Source organism: Pseudomonas sp. NPDC077451, assembly GCF_044543345.1.
GTDB lineage: Bacteria > Pseudomonadota > Gammaproteobacteria > Pseudomonadales > Pseudomonadaceae > Stutzerimonas.
The window spans coordinates 1-21,252 of sequence record NZ_JBITVX010000007.1 but is presented as its reverse complement, the minus strand read 5'-3'; the positions used below and the strand labels follow the sequence as shown (position 1 = coordinate 21,252).

Here is a 21,252-nt window from a genome sequence, read left to right as displayed (position 1 = left end):
CGCAACCCCGACCCTCGGTTACAATGCGCCGCATTCCGCCGTGCTACCCGAGGTCGTCATGCAGCCGTTCGCCATCGCTCCCTCCATTCTTTCCGCCAATTTCGCCCGTCTGGGTGAAGAAGTGGACAACGTCCTCGCCGCCGGCGCCGACATCGTCCATTTCGATGTGATGGACAACCACTACGTGCCCAACCTGACCATCGGCCCGATGGTTTGCTCGGCACTGCGCAAGCACGGCGTCACCGCGCCTATTGACGTGCATCTGATGGTCCGTCCGGTGGACCGTATGATCGGCGACTTCCTCGAAGCCGGCGCCAGCTACATCACTTTTCACCCGGAAGCTTCGGATCACATCGATCGATCGCTTCAGCTGATAAAGGATGGCGGTGCCAAGGCCGGTCTGGTGTTCAACCCGGCCACCCCGCTGGATGTGCTCAAGTACGTGATGGACAAGGTCGACATGGTCCTGTTGATGAGCGTCAACCCTGGATTTGGCGGCCAGAAGTTCATCCCCAACACCCTGGACAAGCTGCGCGAGGCGCGCGCGTTGATCGATGCCAGCGGGCGTGAAATTCGCCTGGAGATCGACGGCGGGGTGAACCCCAAGAACATCCGTGAGATCGCTGCAGCCGGGGCCGATACCTTCGTCGCTGGCTCGGCCATTTTCAACCAGCCGGACTACAAGGCCGTGATCGACCAGATGCGCGCCGAACTGGCGCTGGCCCGCTCATGACTCGCCTGGAGCAGCTCTTCGACGGCCAGCTGCCGCGGCTGGTGATGTTCGACCTGGACGGCACCCTGATGGATTCGGTTCCGGACCTGGCCGCTGCGGTGGACAAGATGCTGATGCTGCTGGGCCGTGAACCTGCCGGCATTGCGCGAGTACGCGACTGGGTCGGCAACGGTTCGAAGGTACTGGTACGTCGGGCTCTGGCCGGTAAGTTGCAGCATGACGGCGTGGCCGATGAATTAGCCGACGAGGCGCTGGCGCTGTTCATGCAGGCTTATTCCGGCGGCCACCAACTGACCACGGTGTATCCCGGCGTTCGGGAATGCCTGGACTGGTTGCGCGAGCGCGACGTGAAACTCTCGATCATCACCAACAAACCGGCGCAGTTCATCGAGCCGCTGCTGGAGGAGAAGGGGCTCGCGGGTTACTTCCAGTGGCTGGTCGGGGGCGATACCTTGCCCCAGCAGAAGCCCGACCCCGCGGCATTGTTGTGGGTCATGAGCCAGGCCGGCGTCGAGCCCGATGCGTCACTGTTCGTCGGCGACTCACGCAACGATGTGCGCGCGGCGAAAGCCGCGGCCGTTTCCTGTGTCGCGCTGACTTATGGCTACAACCATGGCGAACCCATCGCCAACGAGGCGCCGACACTGGTGCTCGACGACCTGCGCGAGCTGGTTGCTTCGATTTCGGGGCTGCGCTAGTGTGGCCCCTATCCCGCAACACCCCAAGACGAGATCAGATCGTGGTGGTCACCCGCAAACAATGGATGAATGTCATCAAGGCCCTGGCCCGTTGGCGCTGGCGCGCCTGACATTTCCTGCCGGCTTCGCCCGGTACGTTTGCACAACTCGACCTTATGTAGTTCCCCTCCGACCACGAGGCTGACATGACCCGCGAAGAATTCCTGCGTTTGGCCGCCGAAGGCCACAACCGCATCCCTCTGTCGTTTGAAACCCTTGCTGACTTCGACACGCCGCTGACGCTCTATCTCAAGCTTGCTGACGCGCCCAATTCCTATCTGCTCGAATCGGTACAGGGCGGCGAGAAGTGGGGGCGTTATTCGATTATCGGCCTGCCGTGCCGCACCGTGCTCAGGGTCCATGATCACAACGTTAGCGTGACCACCGATGGTATCGAGACCGAACAGTCCGAAGTTGAGGATCCGTTGGCCTTCGTCGAAGCCTTTCAGCAGCGCTATCGTGTGGCGCCGGTCGAGGGCTTGCCGCGTTTCAATGGCGGGCTGGTCGGATACTTCGGTTACGACAGCGTGCGCTATGTCGAACGCAAGCTGGCGACCTGTCCCAATCCCGACCCGTTGGGCACGCCGGATATCCTGTTGATGGTTTCCGACGCCGTGGTGGTCTTCGACAACCTCGCCGGCAAGCTGCACTGCATCGTGCTAGCCGATCCATCGCAGCCGGACGCCTATGAGGCGGGGCAGGCGAAACTTCAGGCGCTGCGCGAAAAACTGCGCCAGTCGATCACGCCGCGGCTGGGCTTGGACTTCGAGAAGGGCAGCGGCACCGAGCCGACATTCCGCTCCAGTTTTAGCCGCGAGGACTACGAGCAGGCGGTTAACCGCATCAAGGACTACATCCTCGCCGGCGACTGCATGCAGGTGGTGATCTCCCAGCGCATGTCGATTCCCTTCAAGGCCGCGCCGATCGATCTGTACCGCGCGCTGCGCTGCTTCAACCCGACGCCTTATATGTACTTCTTCAATTTCGGCGATTTCCACGTGGTGGGCTCCTCGCCGGAAGTGCTGGTGCGGGTGGAGGAAGGGCTGGTGACAGTCCGACCTATCGCTGGCACCCGCCCGCGCGGCGTCAACGAGGAAGCCGATCTCGCACTGGAGCAGGATCTGCTCAGTGATGCGAAGGAGCTGGCCGAACACTTGATGCTGATCGACCTGGGCCGCAACGACGTCGGCCGCGTGGCCGAGAATGGTTCGGTTCGGCTTACCGAAAAGATGGTCATTGAGCGCTATTCCAACGTGATGCATATCGTCTCCAACGTCACCGGCCAGCTCAAGGCGCCACTGACGGCCATGGATGCGCTGCGTGCGATCCTGCCGGCCGGCACCTTGTCTGGTGCTCCGAAGGTCCGCGCCATGGAGATCATCGACGAACTCGAACCGGTGAAACGCGGTGTGTATGGCGGTGCAGTCGGGTATCTGGCCTGGAACGGCAACATGGATACCGCTATTGCCATCCGTACCGCAGTGATCAAGGACGGCGAACTGCACGTGCAGGCCGGTGCCGGCATCGTCGCCGACTCGCAACCGGCGCTGGAATGGGAAGAAACACTGAACAAACGCCGCGCGATGTTCCGCGCGGTGGCCTTGGCAGAGCACGGCAGCGACTAACTTCGGCGGGGCCAGGGGTTCATTCGGCGACTGCGACTAAAGTCCTTATTAGCCGTATGGTAATGGCTATTGGCTGGCCATATAGTCGTGGCAGCCGAGCAGGATCGCTTGGCGATCCAACCCCAGCCAATTCGAGCCAGCCATGTCGCTACTGCCGAGTCCCCGCTCATCCGCTGTTCGCCAGCCCTGGCCTTTGGCGTCATCGTTGGTGATTGCCCTCGCTGCGCTGCTGGTGCTGGTCTGGCTGTTATCGAGTCTGGCGGATCTCAACGGCAGCCCGGTGTGGTTTCCGTTACCGCTGCACATCGCTGTCGAAACCTTCTCGATCGTCGTTGCCGCGTTGGTGTTCGCGGTGGCCTGGCACAGCCAGCAGCCAGTGCATCGATCGAATCCGCTGCTCGCCTGCGCGTTTTTGGCCATCGCGCTGCTGGATCTGGCGCATATGCTGTCCTACCGGGGTATGCCCGTCTGGGTGACGCCTGCCTCAGCGGAAAAAGCGATCGCCTTCTGGCTGGTTTCCCGCGTGTTGCTTGCTTTGACGGTGCTCGCGGTGGCGTGCCGTCTGTGCCACCGAAGCATCGCACTGCCGCGGGTCCTGCTGCTTTCATCATCCCTCGGACTGGTTGTTCTGGTGGTTTATCTGCAGCTGTTTCAGCCGCAGCTGTGGCCGCGGACCTTTATCGACGGGGAGGGGCTGACCCGCTTCAAAGTGCAGATGGAGTGGCTGATCATCAGCCTCTTCGCACTGGCGGCTTGGGTGTTCTGGCGGGCTCGAGAGGTTGCAGACCGTGACTATTTCGAGGGCATGCTGGCTGCGACACTGGTCTCGATTCTCGCCGAGCTGTGCTTTACCGCCTACTCCAGCGTGAACAGCTTCTACAGCTTGCTGGGGCATCTGTACAAGATCGTCTCCTACGGCTTCATCTATCAGGTGGTATTCGTGTCGAGTGTGCGTGCGCCGTACGCGCGGTTGGCGATCGAAATGGGCGAGCGGATTGCTGCGCAACAGCGCGCCGACTACATGGCGCACTTCGACAGCCTGACGGGACTGCCCAATCTGACCCAGCTGGAAGAGCGGACACGTCAGGCAATGGCCAGCGCTTTCAAGCTCAAGGGGGCAGTTGCGGTGCTGTACGTCGATCTCGATCATTTCAAGATGGTCAATGATTCGTTCGGGCGCACTTTCGGTGACCAGCTGCTCTGCACAACCTCGGTAAGACTGCAGCAGGTATTGCCCGATAGCGCCATGCTGGCACGTGCCGGCGGTGACGAGTTCGTCGTGTTGTTGGCGGATCTCGAGAATGCCGAGGGTGCGTCGGCTGTGATCCAGCTTGTCCTCGACGAATTGGCCGAACCCTTCATGATCGCGCGCCAGCAGATAGTGGTGTCGATTTCCATTGGCGTCGCGGTCGGCCCGAACGATGGCATGGACTTTCCCTGCCTCCTGCGCAACGCTGAGATGGCTATGTACAAAGCCAAGGAAGCCGGGCGTCGGACCTGGTGCTATTACAACGCTGCCCTGGATACCGAAATGCGTGGGCGGCTGTACCTGATCAACGGCCTGCGGCTTGCTCTCGAGCGAGAGGAGTTTTTTCTGGAGTATCAGCTGCAGCTGGACCTCGCCAGTGGCAGGGTAGTGGGCGCTGAAGCCTTGTTGCGCTGGCAGCATCCGCAGTGGGGGTTGGTCGCCCCCGGGCAGTTCATTCCTGCAGCGGAACAGAGTGGTCTGATCGTCGATATCGGAGAATGGATAATCCTCGAGGCGTGCCGACAGGCTGCAAGCTGGCAGGCTGAAAAGCTGAACATTCCGCGTGTCGCAGTGAACGTCGCTGCGATGCAGCTGCATCAGGGGTCGCTGGAACAGACCGTTGCCGCCGCCTTGGCGCAGACCGGTCTGCCGGCTTCGTCGCTGGAGCTCGAGCTGACCGAGTCCAGCCTTGTTGATAACACCGAGCAGGTGATGATTGCACTGGCAGGTCTGAAGGCCCTGGGAGTTACGCTGTCCATCGATGATTTCGGCACCGGGTATTCGTGTCTGGCGTATCTTCGGCGGTTGTCGGTGGACACCTTGAAGATTGATCGCTCCTTTGTCAGCGATCTACCCAACGAAGACGGCCATGCCATCGTCGCCGCTATCATCCACATGGCCGAATCGCTCGGGCTGAACACGCTGGCAGAGGGGGTCGAGGACGAGGCCACTGCAGTGGAGCTGCGTCGACTTGGCTGCCGGCAGGCGCAGGGTTTTTTTTACGCTCGGCCAGTTCCGGCATCCGCATTACCCGCCGCTATCGCTTCGCTGCCGGTATAGGGCGCCCGGCTTGGCTGTAGCGGGCAAGCGATGCTCTGGTATAGTCCGGTTGAAATCGTGGCCTGGCATGGGCTACTTTGCGCTGTCAGCTCTGCGAGACCTTTTCCGTGAAATTCAGCAGCACCCTCCTGATGCGTCTGTTCAAGGCCCATGCCCGCTGGCGTTGGCGCGCCTGATCCTCGTTGCTGGCTCCGTGCCGGAATACCCCGTTCACACCTGTATTACCGATCATTGTGCCGAGTCGCTATCGCGCCGGTTCGGGCCGTCATGGCAGGTGGTGGATCAGCCTCAAGCCCTAGGGTGACGCAAATGCTGCTAATGCTGGATAACTACGATTCCTTTACCTACAACGTCGTGCAATACCTCGGCGAACTCGGTGCGGACGTCAAAGTGGTGCGCAACGATGAGTTGAGCGTCGCCGAAATCGAAGCACTGAACCCGGAGCGTATCGTCGTATCGCCCGGCCCATGCACGCCGAACGAGGCGGGGGTTTCACTCGACCTGATCCGCCATTTCGCCGGTAAGCTGCCGATTCTGGGCGTTTGTCTCGGCCATCAGAGTATCGGGCAAGCGTTTGGCGGCGAGGTCGTGCGGGCGCGTCAGGTCATGCATGGCAAGACGAGTCCGGTCGCTCACCAGAACGCGGGCGTGTTCGCCGGCCTGAACAATCCATTAACGGTGACGCGCTACCACTCCTTGGTGGTCAAGCGCGAAACGCTTCCCGACTGTCTGGAAATCACTGCCTGGACGCAACTGGAAGATGGCACTGTCGACGAGATCATGGGCCTGCGGCATCAGACGCTGAACATTGAAGGCGTGCAGTTTCACCCTGAGTCAATCCTCACCGAGCAGGGGCACGAATTGTTCGCCAATTTTCTGAAACAGACCGGAGGCGTGCGCTGATGGATATCAAGGAAGCCCTCAACCGTATCGTCGGTCAGCTGGACTTGAGTACCGATGAGATGAAGGCGGTGATGCGCCAGATCATGACCGGTCAGTGCACCGATGCGCAGATTGGCGCGTTCCTCATGGGCATGCGCATGAAGAGCGAAACGATCGACGAGATCGTCGGCGCCGTACAGGTGATGCGTGAGCTGGCCGAACCGGTGCATTTCGATACCCATCGATTGGTGGACACCTGCGGTACCGGTGGCGATGGGATGAACATTTTCAATGTTTCAACTGCCGCAGCCTTCGTGGTCGCCGCCGCGGGAGGCAAGGTGGCCAAGCACGGTAACCGTGCGGTGTCGGGCAAGAGTGGCAGCGCCGACCTGCTCGAAGCGGCCGGTGTTTACCTGGATCTCACGCCCGAGCAGGTTGCGCGCAGCGTCGATGCAGTGGGCGTCGGCTTCATGTTCGCGCCAGCGCATCACGGCGCGATGAAATTTGCCGCCGGCCCACGCCGTGAGCTGGGCCTGCGCACGCTGTTCAACATCCTCGGCCCGATGTCCAACCCCGCTGGCGTCAAGCATCAGGTGCTTGGCGTGTTCAGCAAGGAGCTTTGCCGGCCCATGGCCGAGGTGCTGTCGCGCCTGGGAAGCCAGCATGTGTTGGTGGTGCATGCGCAGGATGGGCTTGACGAGATCAGTCTGGCGGCCCCGACCTATGTCGCCGAACTGAACAAGGGCGAGATCACCGAATACCGTATCCAGCCTGAAGATTTCGGGATCAAGAGCCAGAGCCTGATAGGTCTCAATGTCGAGGATGCACAGGGTTCGCTGGCGCTGATTCGCGACGCACTGGGACGGCGCAAAACGGACAATGGGCAAAAGGCTGCCGACATGATCGTCCTCAATGCCGGTGCTGCGCTTTACGCGGCCGATATCGCCAGCAGCCTGAAGCAGGGCGTAGAGATCGCCCACGATGCGCTGCATACAGGCTTGGCGCGAGACAAGTTCGAGGAGCTGGTGTCCTTCACCGTGGTGTTCAAGCAGGAGAGTTCGCAATGACCAGTGTGCCGACGGTTCTGGAAAAGATCATCAGGCGCAAGCGCGAGGAAGTGACTGAGCGTCGCGGCCGGGTCGGGCTGGCTGAACTCGAAACAATGGCGGCGGCAGCCGACCCGGTCCGCGGTTTTGCCCGCCGGCTGCAGGAGCAAGCGCGTAACAAGCAGCCGGCCGTGATCGCAGAGATCAAGAAAGCCTCGCCAAGCAAAGGGGTGCTGCGGGAAGATTTCGTGCCGGCGGACATCGCCCGAAGCTACGAGGCGGGTGGCGCCAGCTGCCTTTCGGTACTGACCGATATCGATTTCTTCCAGGGGGCAGACGACTACCTGAAGCAAGCGCGCGCGGCATGCAAACTGCCTGTCATCCGTAAGGACTTCATGGTCGACCCCTACCAGATTATCGAAGCCAGAGCCCTGGGCGCGGACTGTATTCTGCTGATCGTCGCTGCGCTGGAGGATGGTCAGATGGCGGAGCTGGCTGATGTGGCAAAGGCTCAGAATCTGGACGTATTGGTGGAGGTTCATGACGGAGCAGAGCTGGAGCGCGCGCTGCGCCTCGATACGCCTCTGGTCGGGATCAACAACCGTAACCTTCACACCTTCGAGCTCAGTCTGGAAACGACTCTCGATCTGCTGCCGCGCATCCCTAGAGACCGTCTGGCGGTTACCGAGAGCGGCATTCTTCATCGTGCCGACGTTGAGTTGATGGAAATCAACCAGGTATATGCGTTTTTGGTGGGAGAGGCTTTCATGCGAGCCGAGCAGCCTGGGGTCGAGCTGCAGCGTTTGTTCTTCCCCGGACGCGCGAGCCTACGGTCGTCGGTCGATCCCGAATGAGCCGCGTGAATAATAAAGCCGGTTAATAGCCGGCTTTACTATTGGCGTGACGGGTGGCTCAGCGAGTGCCGAATACCACCATGGTCTTGCCTTTCACGTGTACCAACCCTTGTGATTCCAAGCTTTTCAGTACACGTCCGACCATCTCCCTCGAGCAACCAACGATGCGGCCGATCTCCTGGCGAGTGATCTTGATCTGCATGCCATCGGGGTGCGTCATCGCATCGGGCTGCTTGCACAGGTCGAGCAGAGTGCGGGCTACGCGACCGGTTACGTCGAGGAACGCCAAATCACCCACCTTGCGCGTCGTATTGCGCAAGCGTTCAGCCATCTGGCTGCCGAGCGCATAAAGAATATCGGGGTCTTGCTGGGTCAGTTCACGGAACTTGGCATAGCTCAGTTCTGCTACTTCACATTCAGTCTTAGCGCGAACCCATGCGCTGCGTTCCTTTTCCGAGCCTTCTTTCTCGAACAGTCCCATCTCGCCGAAGAAGTCGCCGGAGTTGAGATAGGCGATGATCATTTCACGACCATCGTCGTCTTCGATCAGGATCGTGACCGAACCTTTAACGATGAAGAAAAGCGTTTCGCTACGGTCACCGGCATAGATGATAGTGCTCTTGGCGGTGTAGCGTCGGCGATGGCAATGTGCGAGTAGTTTGTCGATGTTCTTGATCTTGGGCGTAAGTGTAATAGCGACCATGCTGTAGTCCCGGAAGATGTGTCCAATAGGAGGCAGTTCTTATTATGTATGACTGAGTTCTGTTATCAGGCTTAGCGAGCTTAACAGACCCGTTCGGGTCGACAATAAAACTGCGACACGAATATCAACTTTTGGGCATTCATTTCGTCGGTTTACCGCCTCCAGTGACCGCCTGTGGTCATGCTAAGCTTCGCTCCTTTTCAAGCGGGGTCTATCGATGAAAGCGCGCATTCAGTGGGCTGGCGAGGCAATGTTCCTAGGCGAGTCCGGCAGCGGTCATGTCGTGGTCATGGATGGTCCACCAGAAAATGGTGGACGCAATCTAGGTGTCCGTCCGATGGAAATGCTCTTGCTGGGCCTCGGCGGCTGCAGCAACTTTGATGTCGTGAGCATCCTGAAAAAGTCGCGCCAGGCAGTGGAAAGCTGTGAAGCCTTTCTTGAGGCGGAGCGCGCTGATGAGGATCCGAAGGTGTTCACAAAGATCCACCTGCGCTTCGTTGTTAAGGGACGTGGATTGAAGGACGCGCAGGTCAAACGTGCCGTGGAACTGTCTGCCGAGAAGTACTGCTCCGCCTCGATCATGCTCGGCCGCGCGGGTGTGGAAATCAGCCATGACTATGAGATCGTCGAGCTGGGCTGACGTCAGTCCAGCGAACTTCGTTGACTCGACTCGACTCGACTCGACAGCGCCGGGCGCCACCGAAGCCGGCATCTGATTAGGGCTACCAAAATTGGCCGGGCGGCATCGACCGGCATAATGCGCCCCCGTTTTAGCGGGGCGTTTTGCTCGGAAAACTCAGCCTCGACCGCAAATGCGAAGAGGTGTATGCCGTCCTACACAGTTACAGGGGTATCCGACGGGCGCGCTCGATCACGCGGTGCGCCGCATCGGAGAGAGTCTCCAATCGTTAAAAGTAAGCTCAGCTCCACGGGTTCAACAACCTGACCAAGTCCTTGTGCTTCAATATTTACGACATCTGCTATGCCGAAACACAGGAAGACCAGCAAGGATATGTGAAGTACATCGACGAGCAGTATGACGCGCAGCGGCTAACGCAGATTCTGACTCGACGTGTCGACATGCGGCGTTGTATCACCGCTCAAAGCCCTCAACTATCTGATCCATCGGTTCGATTCGGATAGTGTCACCGTTGATTATCGGGTTCGCGGCTTTACTCGTGACGTCGAAGGCAAGAAGCACTTCATCGACCATTAAATAAACTCGATTCAGAACTATCTCTCCGAAGACACCCGGTCGGCCTACCAGATGACCGATGTGAACCTGTATCAAGAGAACCTCTTCCACACCAAGATGCTGTTGAAAGACTCCGAGCTGGAGAATTACCTATTCGGGGACGCCACTTGCAATCTTTCGCCATAACAACGTGGACAGATGGAGGAGGGGCTGCGCCATGAAATGCTGGAGATTTTCTATGCGCGCAATAGGCCGAGCTAAGATAGAGGTCTTCTGAAAGCAGAAGGGCGCCATGTAGGCGCCCTTCTTCGTTAGGATCGGGTTAGATCCGGTAGGTGGTTTTAGTCATCACCTTGGCCATCAGGCTCATGCCGAACTTCACTGGCCCTGGGAAGCGCAAGCCCCCGGCATCCAGAGCGGCAGTCGAGTGCTGCGCTTCGTCCGTGCGCATCTGCTCGAGTATTGCCCGGGACTTCTCGTCGTCGTGTGGAATCTGCTCAAGATGTTCATCCAGATGTTTGCAGACTTGATCCTCGGTGGCGGCGACGAAGCCCAGGCTGATCCGGTCGCTGATCAGGCCAGCGGATGCACCGATGCCGAACGACAATCCGTAAAAAAGCGGATTCAGAACGCTGGTGTGACTGCCCAGCTGGTGAATGCGCTGTTCACACCAGGCCAGGTGGTCGATTTCTTCAGCTGCAGCTCGCTCCATCGCCTCCCGTACTCTCGGCAACCGTGCCGTCAGTGCCTGCCCCTGATATAGGGCCTGCGCGCAGACCTCACCTGTGTGATTGATGCGCATCAGGCCGGCAACGTGACGCGCTTGGCTGTCGCTCAGCTCGGCCTCGTTCTTTAATACGGCGGGAGTCGGTCGCTGAGGTTGGCCGCTGAACGGCAGCAGCGTCCGTAACGCGGCATCGGCCTGCAGCAGCAGACGGTCGGCAGGTGAGTATTGGCGTTGGTTGGGCATGTCGCCTCCAGATGATTCGGAGCAGGCGTGGACAGTGGGTGGTGCGTTTGGCTAGCGAGTGTTCAGCCGGGGGGCCAATGCATCTGACGCTGGCCGAGCACATGCATATGTATGTGATGGACCGTCTGACCGCCAAGGTCGTTGCAGTTCATGACAACCCGAAAGCCTTCCTGGCAGCCCTGCTCTTCAGCGAGACGCTGCGCGGTAAAAAGAATATGCCCAGCAAGGATCTTGTCGTCGTCTTCGCTCAGATCATGCAGGGTCGCGATATGTTTTTTCGGGATTACCAGGAAATGTACCGGCGCCTGGGGCGCGATGTCATTGAAGGCGATAACCTGTTCGTCTTCATAGATCTTCTGCGCAGGGATAGTCCCGGCCACGATCTTGCAAAATAGACAATCCACGGCGTTTCTCCAGAATTGATCAGAAAGCAGTGTAACAGGCGATTTTCGGACTGGTCAGCTGGCACGGAGCATAGCGAATGAAGAATGATATCCACGACTTGGCTCTGGTGCTCGAATCAAGGCTGCGATTGGTGCTGATCGAGTCCTGGGACGAGCTTCGGGTGCTCGAAACCCTGAGCGGATTGGCTGTGAGCCGGGGTATGACGTTGCATGTTTGGTCCGTGACGGAAGGCTTGCGGCATCTCGCGTTCGGTGGCGAGGCGCTGGATGCCGGCGAAAGCTGTTCAGCTGAGGTTGCATTGAGACGGGTCAAGCACGATCCCCTTGGCAATCTGTATGTGTTCTGCGATCTACATCCGTTTCTCGATGAGCCACGTTCGGTGCGTTTGTTGAAGGAAATCGCGATGGCGCAAGGGCCTTCTGCGCCCACGCTTGTGCTGGTTTCCCACGCCCTCAAGTTACCTCCGGAGGTTCAGCGCTACGCGGCTCGATTCAGTCTCACCCTGCCGTCCGAGGAGGAGCTGCTGAGCATCGTTCGGGATGAAGCGACCGTCTGGAGCGAGCGTAATCGAGGCGCCCGCGTACGTACCGACAATCGCACTCTGCAGCAGGTTGTGAAGAATTTGCGTGGGCTCAGTCATGCCGAAGCTCGCAGCTTGGCGCACAGCCTGATCTGCGACGACGGCGCGATCACACAGGAAGATCTGCCGGAGCTCAATCGCAAGAAATTTGAGTTGTTGGATATGGAAGGCGTGCTCGGCTTCGAATACGAAACAGAGCGTTTCGCTGATGTTGGAGGGCTGCAGAACCTTAAGCGATGGTTGGTGCAACGTCAGGCTGCCTTTGTGGCAGGCAGCGGATCGGATAGGCCGCGCGGGGTGATGCTTGTCGGCGTGCAGGGTGGCGGTAAGAGCATGGCAGCCAAGGCGGTCGCTGGGCTCTGGGGGTTGCCACTGCTGCGCCTGGATTTTGCTTGCCTGTACAACAAGTTCTTCGGTGAAACCGAGCGCAATCTGCGCGAGGCGCTAAAACTGGCCGAACAGATGGCGCCTTGCGTGTTATGGATGGACGAGTTGGAGAAGGGGCTCGCGACGGGCGAGATGGATGGCGGCGTCAGTCAGCGAGTCCTAGGCACCCTGCTGACCTGGATGGCTGAGCGTGAAGCGCCGGTGTTTATGGTTGCGACTGCCAATGCGGTGGATCGGCTTCCGCCAGAACTGCTGCGCAAAGGCCGCTTTGACGAGCTGTTCTTCGTCGACCTGCCCGATACATCAACGCGGGCTGAGATCTTTCAAATTCATCTGGCACGGCGTGAGTTGAAAGCCGATCAGTTCGATCTGGAAGCACTTGCGGTGGCCTGTGATGGTTTCTCCGGTGCGGAGATCGAACAGGTGGTCGTATCGGCCGTCTATGCTGGTCAGGCCCAATCTCGCGAACCGGATCAGGACATGCTTCTGCACTGCGTCCGGGCGACCGCACCGCTTTCGGTGGTGATGGCCGAAAAGCTGGACGAGCTTCGTGGTTGGGCTTCGGGGCGAGCCGTGCTGGCCTGACTGGCGTGCTGCTCCCCGGTGAGCGCTACAGCTTACTGGTAGGTTGGCAAGACGATGGCGGCCAGGACGCCGATCACAGGCACAAGCAGCCAGAGCGCCGCGAGAATTTTTACCGCCCGGCTATTCGGTGGTTGTGGCGGGCCGAAGCGATTCACGCCAGGGTTGCCGGGCATCAGCAATACCACCAGTGGCAAGACGGTGCCAATGATCGGCACCAGATAGAGCAACATAAGCCAGCCGGACCAACCCAGGTCATGCAAACGCTGCACGCCAATCTGAATACTTACGAGCAGGAAGCCGATGCCGAATACGCCGGTAAGAATCACACCGAGCACGACTGAGGCGGCGGACATCATGCCTGCTACTAACATTAGGCTCAGCGCCGCAGCCGTCAGCGCCATTGTCCAGGCCAGATAGCGCAACCGGCCAATTCTGCCTTGTGTTGTAAATACTTTTAGCTCGCCGTACTCCGCAGTCGGGGTGCCCACTTCAGCGCGGGGCGGAGCGTACGGATGCGCAGCGCTGTTACGTTGCGCTGGCGTTTCGCCCAGCTGTGTCTGGCGTGCCAGGTACTTCTGGATAACGATCCCGCAGCTTTGGCATTCGATAGCGGCTGGCTGAGTGTGGCCGCATTTGGGGCAGGCCATCTGCTCACTGGCGATAGGGACCTCGCTCGAAGGTGCCGGCGCATAGTCAGCGATTGTGAGCGTCAGACCTTTTGCTGCTTCGGGTTCCTTGCGTGCCTGGATGCCGGCACGCTGCAGCGCTTGCACGTATCGGTCAGCTTCCGGAGCGCTCAGGTTACGCTTGATATGTACTGAGCCACGACCAAACAGGCGCTCGACTTTGTCGGCGTCGCTTTTAAAGAGTCGGGTCAGGTTGCTCTTGGCCGTATCGAGCGATACGCCCGGTACAAGTTCACCGTCGAAAACGATTCGGAATTGATCAGTGCTCATCCAGCGTCCCTGTTGCCGGTTTTCGCGCAAGCCTAAATGGCGGGTGAACGGCCAACAAGCGTCGCCAACCAGAGTTGCACGAGGCTTGTGGCAATTGAGAGATGCGTCACGGTTGGCGCAGCCAGCGATGCGACAGCTGCGCTGCGTGATCGTGGGCGGCACGGTATTCCCGATCCAGCCGGGCAATCAGTTCTTCACTGGTCGGCAGGTCTCGTATTTCCCCCACGCCCTGGCCCGCCGACCACACGGTTTTCCATGCCTTGGCCTCATCGCTGACAGGCTTGAGCTTTTCTGCATAATTCATTTCGCCTTTGTTTTTCAGGCGCTCCTCGTCGTAGCCGGCTTGCTGCAGGCTTTGACGAAGGAAGCTAGCAGGTACGCCTGAAACCGCTGCGGTGTGAATGATGTCCGCTGCATGTGCCTGCAGAAGCATCTGCTTGTATTCATCCGAAGCCTGGCTTTCGCGGGTGGCAATGAAGCGCGTCCCCATATAGGCCAAGTCCGCTCCGAGGAGCTGCGCCGCGAGTATCTCGTGACCATGGTTGAGGCAGCCGGAGAGCAGCAGCGTTTTGTCGAAAAACTGGCGAATTTCTGCCACCAAGGCAAAGGGACTCCAAGTGCCAGCGTGCCCGCCTGCGCCTGCTGCCACCGCTATCAGACCATCAACCCCAGCATCAGCAGCTTTCTCAGCATGGCGCCGTGTGGTGACATCATGGAAAACCAGCCCGCCGTAGCTGTGAACGGCGTCCACCACTTCTTTCACGGCGCCGAGACTGGTAATGACAATCGGCACCCGCTGCTCCACGCATATCGAAAGATCAGCCTGGAGCCGAGGATTGCTGTGATGCACGATCAGGTTAACCGCATACGGCGCGGGTTTATGGGCGCCCGACAGGTGCTGGTCTATCTCCTGTAGCCAATCCCGGAAACCGCTGCTTTCTCGCTGATTCAGTGCAGGAAAGCTGCCGACCACACCGCTGGAGCAACATGCTGCCACCAGTGCTGGGTTTGATACCAAGAACATGGGAGCGGCGACCAAAGGCAGACGAAGGCGCTCTTCGAGCAGTACGGGCAATGACATGGCAGATTCCTTGAGTCGGTTTCAGAATGGTTTGATTACGACCAGAATGACGATAGCCAGTAGCAGCAATACCGGAAACTCGTTGAACCAGCGATAGAACACATGACTGCGAGTGTTTTCGTCGCGTGCGAATCGTTTTAGCTGAGCGCCACAAATATGGTGATAGCCGATCAGCAGGACAACCAGTGCGAGCTTGGCGTGTAGCCACCCTCCGCTGAACAGCGCAGGGTTAAGCGCAATCATGCCAATGCCGAAAGCCAGCGTGGCGACCATCGAGGGAATCATAATGCCGCGATAGAGTTTGCGTTCCATGACCTGGAACCGCTCTCGACTGATCGCGTCCTCGCTCATGGCGTGATAAACGAACAATCTCGGCAGATAGAACAGCCCCGCGAACCAGCAGACGATTGCAACGATGTGCAGGGCTTTCAGCCAGAGATAGAGCATTCGGAAGTTCCTTCGGTTCAGAGTCAGCCCGATAGTAGTGGCTAGAGGGCCCGCGCGTCATCTCGGTGGTTGGCCCTGAGCGCAGGCGCCTTTATCATCAACGTTCTTTATCGTTCCACTGCGAGAGGCAGCTCATGGTCAAGGTCGGAATCGTTGGCGGCACAGGCTACACCGGGGTCGAGTTGCTGCGTCTGCTAGCCCAGCACCCTCAGGCGGAAGTGGCTGTGATCACCTCTCGCTCCGAAAACGGGGTCAAGGTGACGGATATGTATCCGAATCTCCGAGGCCATTACGACGAGCTGGCCTTCAGTGTGCCCGACACCGCAACGCTAGGCGCATGCGATGTAGTCTTCTTCGCCACTCCTCATGGCGTGGCCCATGCCCTGGCGGGAGAGCTGTTGGATGCCGGTACTCGGGTTATCGACCTCTCCGCGGACTTCCGCCTGCAAGATGCGGATGAGTGGGCCAAGTGGTATGGCCAGCCACATGGGGCGCCTGACCTGCTGCCCGAAGCGGTTTACGGGCTGCCGGAAGTGAACCGTGAACAGATCAAGGGGGCGCGCCTGATTGCTGTGCCCGGTTGCTATCCCACGGCAACCCAGCTCGGCTACCTGCCGTTGTTGGAGCGTGGCCTGGCCGACACATCTCGGCTAATAGCCGACTGCAAGTCGGGCGTTAGCGGCGCCGGACGGGCAGCGAAGATCGGCTCGTTGTTCACCGAGGCGGGCGAAAGCATGATGGCCTATGCCGTCAAAGGTCACCGTCATCTACCAGAGATCACCCAAGGGCTGCGACGTGCCGCCGGGGGTAATGTGGGGTTGACCTTCGTTCCCCATTTGACGCCGATGATCCGCGGCATTCATGCCACTTTGTACGCGACGGTTGCCGACACCTCGGTGGATCTGCAAGCGCTTTACGAGCAACGTTACGCTAGCGAGCCTTTTGTCGATGTGATGCCTGCAGGCAGTCATCCGGAGACGCGCAGTGTTCGTGGTGCCAACGTATGCCGTATCGCAATCCATCGTCCTCAGGATGGAGATCTGGTGGTCGTGCTGTCGGTCATCGATAACCTTGTTAAAGGCGCCTCCGGTCAGGCGCTGCAGAACATGAACATCATCTTCGGGCTGGATGAGCGGCTCGGCCTAGGCAATGCGGCTTTGTTGCCCTGAACTGGCTGTCAGTGAAATCGCTTGAGATCAGCATCGTATCGGCCCGTGATCGATGAATACGTGATCGATGAATAGTTGACCAATTTTGTAGGACAAGCCGATAATGCGGCGTCAAGCAGTAACGTGCGTTCACGCGCCAGGAGAACCAAATGAGTGTCGAATCCTTCACGCCCACCGCGATCCAGTTCAGTCAGGGCGCCGCGAGCAAGGTGAAGAGTCTGGTCGATGAAGAGGGCAATCCGCGGCTGAAGCTGCGTGTCTTCGTCACCGGCGGCGGTTGCTCTGGTTTTCAGTATGGTTTTACGTTCGACGAAGAGCTCGCGGAAGACGACACCATCATTGAACGTGAGGGTGTGAGCTTGGTGGTGGACCCGATGAGCTACCAATATTTGGCTGGTGCTGAAGTCGACTATCAGGAAGGCCTGGAGGGGTCACGCTTCATCATCAAAAACCCGAACGCTACGACAACCTGCGGTTGCGGCCAGTCGTTCTCGATCTAAGATCTCTTGCAGCAAAGAGACACCGTGCCTTGGCACGGTGTTTTTGTTTCTGAGCCAGGATGGTGACGGGCCGGTATGACCGTGCGACGCGAACAGCTCACGCGGGATAGATGGCGCCAAGGATTCGCAGCCCGCGAGCGCCTGTCACGCTTGGACGGTTGGCGGCGATACCCTCTATGCAGCAGTGCGCTAACCAGGCGAATGCCATGGCTTCTAGCCAGTCCGGTTCTACTCCGTAGCTCGTGGTGCTCGCCAGCTCGCATGTTGGCAGCAATGCTCGCAGCCTTTGCATCAGCGCCGTGTTGTGTGCACCGCCGCCGCAGACCAGCACATCCTCTGCGTCAGGTTGGGCCGCCATGAGCGATTCGCTGATGCTGCGGGCCGTCAGTTCGAGCAGGGTAGCCTGGACATCTTGAGGAGCGAGGTCGGGGAACGATGCGAGGTGAGTGTCCAGCCAGGGCAGGTTGAATAGTTCCCGTCCGGTGCTCTTTGGGCCATGAGTAGAGAAGAACTTGTCGCTTAACAGTAGCGTCAGCAACTGGTGATTGACATGGCCGCTGGATGCCCAGTTTCCGTCGCGATCATAGGGTTGCCCCTGGTGGCGATTTATCCAGGCGTCGAGCAGCACGTTGCCTGGACCGCAGTCGAAACCGCGTGTCGGCGTGCCCGAATGTAGCAAGCTTACGTTGCTGAACCCCCCAATATTGAGCACCGCTCTGATCCGTTCTGCGTCGCTGAACATGGTTTCGTGGAAGGCGGGTACGAGCGGTGCGCCCTGGCCACCGGCTGCAATGTCACGCCGACGAAAATCAGTCACAACGCTGATGCCGGTTAGTTCGGCGAGTAGAGAAGGGTGCCCGATTTGGATAGAGAAGCCGCGTTGCGGCTCGTGCCGCACGGTCTGCCCATGGCTACCGATCGCACGAATGGCTGAGGGGACGAACTGCGCTTTGTGAAGTAGTTGATGTACCCCGGTGCTTGCGAGTTTGGCCCAAGCCTGTTCAGCAATGGCTGCCCGAGCTAGTTCGTCAGAAGCGGACGTACACAGATCGAGCAGATCCTGTTTGAGCTGCCCCGGCATAGGCTCGTAATGTGTCTCCAGCAGGGTCGTTCGTTGACCCTGTTCAATCAGAGCGAAGTCAAGGCCATCCAGACTGGTACCTGACATGACCCCGATGTAGAACGACATCTACTCGCTCTTCATTGCCAGCATGGTTGCGCGCTCTTCGTCCATGCGCGCCATCAGGGGATTGCTGAGCTGCAGGAAGCGCTGTTTTTCATTCTTCGCAATGGGGTCGGCCATTGGCAGTTTTAGGCCCAGCGGATCGACATGCACGCCATCGACCTGAAATTCATAATGCAGGTGCGGGCCGGTCGACAGGCCGGTCGTACCGATATAGCCAATGATTTGGCCCTGTTTGACCGAGGAGCCGTTGCGTACGCCTTTGGCAAATCCCTGCATGTGAGCGTAAAGCGTGCGGTAACGATTACCGTGTTGAATGACCACGGTGTTCCCGTATCCTCCTTTACGGCCAGCGAGAAGCACTTTGCCGTCTCCGGCACTCTTGATAGGCGTGCCGCGCGCTGCGGCGTAGTCCACGCCTTTGTGCGCGCGGATCTTGTTTAGGATGGGGTGTTTGCGACCGTTGGAAAAGCGTGAGCTGATGCGCGCGAAGTCTACAGGTGTGCGAATGAACGCCTTGCGCATACTTTGGCCGTCAGCGGTGTAATAGCTGCTATTACCCTGCTTGTTGGTATAGCGAACAGCTGTATAGCTCTTGCCGCGATTGGTGAAGCGGGCCGCGAGAATGTTGCCTGTTCCAACGCGGACGCCGGCAACAGTTTTTTGCTCGTATATCACCTCGAATGAATCGCCTTTACGTATGTCCATGGCGAAATCGATGTCGTATCCGAACACGTTGGCCAGATCCATCGTCAAGTTGTGACTGAGTCCTGCGCGCTTCGCAGCTAGGAACAAGCTGCTCTCTATGCGGCCATAGGCGTAAGCAGTACTCACGTCCGGCTTGAGCTGTTCCTTCTTGAATACGTAGCTGGTGCCAGATCGCTCCAGTTGCACGCTTTCCAGCTTGTTCAACTGGCTGCGTAGCTGGGCTAGGTTGCCCTGGTCATCCAGTTCAAACTCCAGGCGCTGGCCAACCTTCAGGCGAGCAAATTGCTTTGCCTCTTTGCTGCTGGCCAAGACGTCGTGAACGGTTGCTTGAGGAAGGCCAACCTTTGCAAATACCGTCGACAGCGTATCCCCGTTCGCCACGACCACTTCTTTCGACAGAGGTGTGGCTTTGGTAGCCGCTTCAGCGTCTTCCTGCTGCAACGACTGAAGTTCAGGTTCGCCAGGGGTTTCGGTCCGAGTGAAGGGAGACTCAACCGAAAGGCTAACAAGAGGTTCTTCGCTTGCGGTCTCAAGTTCTGCGGCGGTATCGAGACGCAGATCGAGAAAGGTTTTCTTGGCTTCGACTTCGCGGGATGGGAATACAAGAAGTGCCAGGCTCAGAAGCGCAGCTATACCGCTTGCAGCCAGGAGATGGCTCTTCGGGTAGAGGGGGGCTTTCGATTTTGAATAGGTCATTAGAAAGTCTGGAATGTCTGGCGATATTTTGTACAGAGAAAATATTTGCCTAAAATATAAGCAAAGTGCTGTCGAGGCAACCCTTGAATCCACCGGTCGCGGGCTGGTTCGCGTTCGACGACGTTGAATTTTCCGGGGGTTCTTGTAAGGTTTACCGCCTTATTTCCTGGCGTGGGGCCTCCAATGAAGTCGGTTCAAGAGCAGTTGTCGGTGATCAAGCGGGGCGCTGACGAAGTGCTCGTCGAGGCAGAGCTGGTTAACAAGCTGGAGCGCGGCCTGCCGCTTCGAATCAAGGCCGGCTTCGATCCAACTGCGCCGGATCTGCATCTCGGTCATACCGTGCTTATAAATAAGCTGCGCCAGTTTCAGGATCTCGGGCACCAGGTGGTCTTCCTTATAGGGGATTTCACTGGGATGATCGGCGACCCAAGCGGCAAGAGTGCAACGCGGCCACCTTTGACGCGTGATCAGGTGCTGGAGAATGCGGAAACCTATAAGAGCCAGGTGTTCAAAATTCTTGATCCTGGCAAGACCGAGGTGGCCTTCAATTCCTCTTGGATGGATGGTTTGACGCCGTCCGACTTTATTCGTTTGGCATCGCAGTACACCGTGGCTCGTATGCTGGAAAGAGACGATTTCAGTAAGCGCTACTCGACCAACCAGCCTATTGCTATCCACGAGTTCCTTTACCCATTGGTCCAGGGTTACGACTCCGTTGCGTTGCGGGCGGATGTAGAGCTGGGTGGGACGGATCAGAAGTTCAATCTGTTAATGGGGCGCGAGCTGCAGCGCTCTTATGGGCAGGAGTCTCAATGCATCGTCACCATGCCGCTTCTAGAGGGTCTGGATGGCGTGAAGAAAATGTCCAAATCGTTGGGTAACTATGTCGGGATCCAGGAAGCGCCGGGCGTCATGTATAGCAAGTTGGTGTCGATTCCGGATGCGCTCATGTGGCGATATTTCGAGTTGTTGAGCTTCCGAGACCTGGCGGAAATCGACGAGTATCGGGTCGATGTGTCGCGCGGTGCGAATCCTCGCGACATCAAAATCAAGCTGGCGGAAGAGATTGTTGCTCGCTTTCATGGCGAGGAGGCCGCTGCGACAGCTCATCGCTCTGCTGGCAATAGAATGAAAGAGGGTGAGTTGCCGGAAGATATTCCTGAGATCAGCCTGTGTTCTACAGAAGATATGCCAATCGCCTCGGTCTTGAACCGGGCAGGCCTAGTCAAGAATGCGGCCGTGGCTCGTGATCTGTTGGCTTCGGGTGGGGTGCGGGTTGATGGGCGGGTTGTTGATCGGTCGTTTCTCTTCTGCGTTGGTTCAGTGCACGTCTGCCAGGCAGGGAAAAAAGCTTTCGGCCGTGTTTCGCTTAAGCCGGAATAAAACAACGGTTGACGCGAGTTTCCCAGTGCCTATAATGCGCACCTTCTCCGGCGCAGGCCTTTAGCTAAACCTCTTGTAAATCAAGAAGTTAGCAAAAATGAAGGGTTGCACGGATGGCG

At 58.5% G+C, this 21,252-nt stretch carries 20 protein-coding genes and 1 pseudogene; 13 read left to right on the top strand and 8 right to left on the bottom strand.

Annotated features, from left to right (window positions below):
- The first annotated feature begins 58 nt into the window (after positions 1-58).
- The 7 genes from rpe to trpC all read left to right on the top strand — a co-directional run bounded on the left by rpe (position 59) and on the right by trpC (position 8,185).
- Positions 59-733, top strand: a complete 675-nt coding sequence (gene rpe, locus ACIGHL_RS12790; RefSeq protein ID WP_127838354.1) for a ribulose-phosphate 3-epimerase — start codon at positions 59-61, stop codon at positions 731-733.
- A complete protein-coding gene (locus tag ACIGHL_RS12785; RefSeq protein WP_128120326.1) occupies positions 730-1,431 on the top strand; it encodes a phosphoglycolate phosphatase in 702 nt (233 codons plus the stop codon). The genes rpe and ACIGHL_RS12785 overlap by 4 nt, the downstream gene beginning before the upstream one ends.
- Positions 1,432-1,616: 185 nt before the next feature.
- Entirely contained in the window at positions 1,617-3,095 is a 1,479-nt protein-coding gene (gene trpE / locus ACIGHL_RS12780; protein ID WP_128120327.1) for an anthranilate synthase component I, read from the top strand.
- 142 nt (positions 3,096-3,237) lie between these two features.
- Positions 3,238-5,403, top strand: a complete 2,166-nt coding sequence (locus ACIGHL_RS12775; protein ID WP_128120328.1) for a putative bifunctional diguanylate cyclase/phosphodiesterase — start codon at positions 3,238-3,240, stop codon at positions 5,401-5,403.
- 309 nt (positions 5,404-5,712) lie between these two features.
- The gene (locus ACIGHL_RS12770; protein ID WP_128120329.1) at positions 5,713-6,306 is read left to right on the top strand and encodes an aminodeoxychorismate/anthranilate synthase component II; all 594 of its coding nucleotides are present in this window, start codon (positions 5,713-5,715) and stop codon (positions 6,304-6,306) included.
- Entirely contained in the window at positions 6,306-7,352 is a 1,047-nt protein-coding gene (gene trpD / locus ACIGHL_RS12765; RefSeq protein ID WP_045430659.1) for an anthranilate phosphoribosyltransferase, read from the top strand. The genes ACIGHL_RS12770 and trpD overlap by 1 nt, the downstream gene beginning before the upstream one ends.
- Complete coding sequence (gene trpC, locus ACIGHL_RS12760; RefSeq protein WP_216706986.1) at positions 7,349-8,185, top strand: indole-3-glycerol phosphate synthase TrpC; 837 nt, start codon at positions 7,349-7,351, stop codon at positions 8,183-8,185. The genes trpD and trpC overlap by 4 nt, the downstream gene beginning before the upstream one ends.
- Positions 8,186-8,243: 58 nt before the next feature.
- On the opposite strand, the gene crp is transcribed toward trpC, so the two are convergent.
- On the bottom strand, positions 8,244-8,888 hold the full coding sequence (crp, locus tag ACIGHL_RS12755; RefSeq protein WP_045430655.1) for a cAMP-activated global transcriptional regulator CRP: 645 nt from the start codon (positions 8,886-8,888) through the stop codon (positions 8,244-8,246).
- 217 nt (positions 8,889-9,105) lie between these two features.
- Here crp and ACIGHL_RS12750 point away from each other — a divergent pair, with 217 nt between their 5' ends.
- Both ACIGHL_RS12750 and ACIGHL_RS12745 read left to right on the top strand, forming a co-directional pair.
- Positions 9,106-9,528, top strand: coding sequence for an OsmC family protein (locus tag ACIGHL_RS12750; protein ID WP_045430653.1), 423 nt, complete (start codon positions 9,106-9,108; stop codon positions 9,526-9,528).
- A 302-nt stretch (positions 9,529-9,830) separates the two neighbouring features.
- A pseudogene (locus ACIGHL_RS12745) lies at positions 9,831-10,344 on the top strand (hypothetical protein).
- 61 nt (positions 10,345-10,405) lie between these two features.
- Here the strand turns inward: ACIGHL_RS12745 and coq7 are convergent.
- Positions 10,406-11,053, bottom strand: coding sequence for a 2-polyprenyl-3-methyl-6-methoxy-1,4-benzoquinone monooxygenase (gene coq7, locus ACIGHL_RS12740; RefSeq protein WP_128120330.1), 648 nt, complete (start codon positions 11,051-11,053; stop codon positions 10,406-10,408).
- A 62-nt stretch (positions 11,054-11,115) separates the two neighbouring features.
- Positions 11,116-11,457, bottom strand: coding sequence for a histidine triad nucleotide-binding protein (locus tag ACIGHL_RS12735; protein ID WP_128120331.1), 342 nt, complete (start codon positions 11,455-11,457; stop codon positions 11,116-11,118).
- A gap of 77 nt (positions 11,458-11,534) precedes the next feature.
- Between ACIGHL_RS12735 and ACIGHL_RS12730 the strand changes: the two genes are divergently transcribed.
- On the top strand, positions 11,535-13,010 hold the full coding sequence (locus ACIGHL_RS12730; RefSeq protein WP_128120332.1) for an AAA family ATPase: 1,476 nt from the start codon (positions 11,535-11,537) through the stop codon (positions 13,008-13,010).
- Positions 13,011-13,042: 32 nt separating this feature from the next.
- On the opposite strand, the gene ACIGHL_RS12725 is transcribed toward ACIGHL_RS12730, so the two are convergent.
- The 3 genes from ACIGHL_RS12725 to hemJ form a co-directional block, all read right to left on the bottom strand.
- Positions 13,043-13,966 carry a DUF805 domain-containing protein gene (locus tag ACIGHL_RS12725; protein WP_128120333.1) on the bottom strand — a complete coding sequence of 308 codons (924 nt, stop codon included), beginning with the start codon at positions 13,964-13,966 and terminating at the stop codon, positions 13,043-13,045.
- A 106-nt stretch (positions 13,967-14,072) separates the two neighbouring features.
- Positions 14,073-15,047 carry an NAD(P)H-dependent flavin oxidoreductase gene (locus tag ACIGHL_RS12720; protein WP_216706985.1) on the bottom strand — a complete coding sequence of 325 codons (975 nt, stop codon included), beginning with the start codon at positions 15,045-15,047 and terminating at the stop codon, positions 14,073-14,075.
- A gap of 21 nt (positions 15,048-15,068) precedes the next feature.
- Positions 15,069-15,494, bottom strand: coding sequence for a protoporphyrinogen oxidase HemJ (gene hemJ, locus ACIGHL_RS12715; RefSeq protein WP_128120334.1), 426 nt, complete (start codon positions 15,492-15,494; stop codon positions 15,069-15,071).
- Between the two features lie 134 nt (positions 15,495-15,628).
- Here hemJ and argC point away from each other — a divergent pair, with 134 nt between their 5' ends.
- Positions 15,629-16,663 carry an N-acetyl-gamma-glutamyl-phosphate reductase gene (argC, locus tag ACIGHL_RS12710; protein ID WP_128120335.1) on the top strand — a complete coding sequence of 345 codons (1,035 nt, stop codon included), beginning with the start codon at positions 15,629-15,631 and terminating at the stop codon, positions 16,661-16,663.
- A gap of 149 nt (positions 16,664-16,812) precedes the next feature.
- Positions 16,813-17,163 (top strand): iron-sulfur cluster insertion protein ErpA, encoded by a 351-nt coding sequence (gene erpA / locus ACIGHL_RS12705; RefSeq protein ID WP_045430630.1) that lies wholly within the window; start codon positions 16,813-16,815, stop codon positions 17,161-17,163.
- A gap of 97 nt (positions 17,164-17,260) precedes the next feature.
- Here the strand turns inward: erpA and ACIGHL_RS12700 are convergent, their stop codons facing one another.
- Both ACIGHL_RS12700 and ACIGHL_RS12695 read right to left on the bottom strand, forming a co-directional pair.
- Complete coding sequence (locus ACIGHL_RS12700) at positions 17,261-18,352, bottom strand: anhydro-N-acetylmuramic acid kinase (RefSeq protein ID WP_128120336.1); 1,092 nt, start codon at positions 18,350-18,352, stop codon at positions 17,261-17,263.
- Entirely contained in the window at positions 18,353-19,750 is a 1,398-nt protein-coding gene (locus ACIGHL_RS12695; protein WP_128120349.1) for a peptidoglycan DD-metalloendopeptidase family protein, read from the bottom strand.
- A 183-nt stretch (positions 19,751-19,933) separates the two neighbouring features.
- Between ACIGHL_RS12695 and tyrS the strand changes: the two genes are divergently transcribed.
- Complete coding sequence (tyrS, locus tag ACIGHL_RS12690; protein WP_128120337.1) at positions 19,934-21,133, top strand: tyrosine--tRNA ligase; 1,200 nt, start codon at positions 19,934-19,936, stop codon at positions 21,131-21,133.
- Positions 21,134-21,252: the final 119 nt, after the last annotated feature.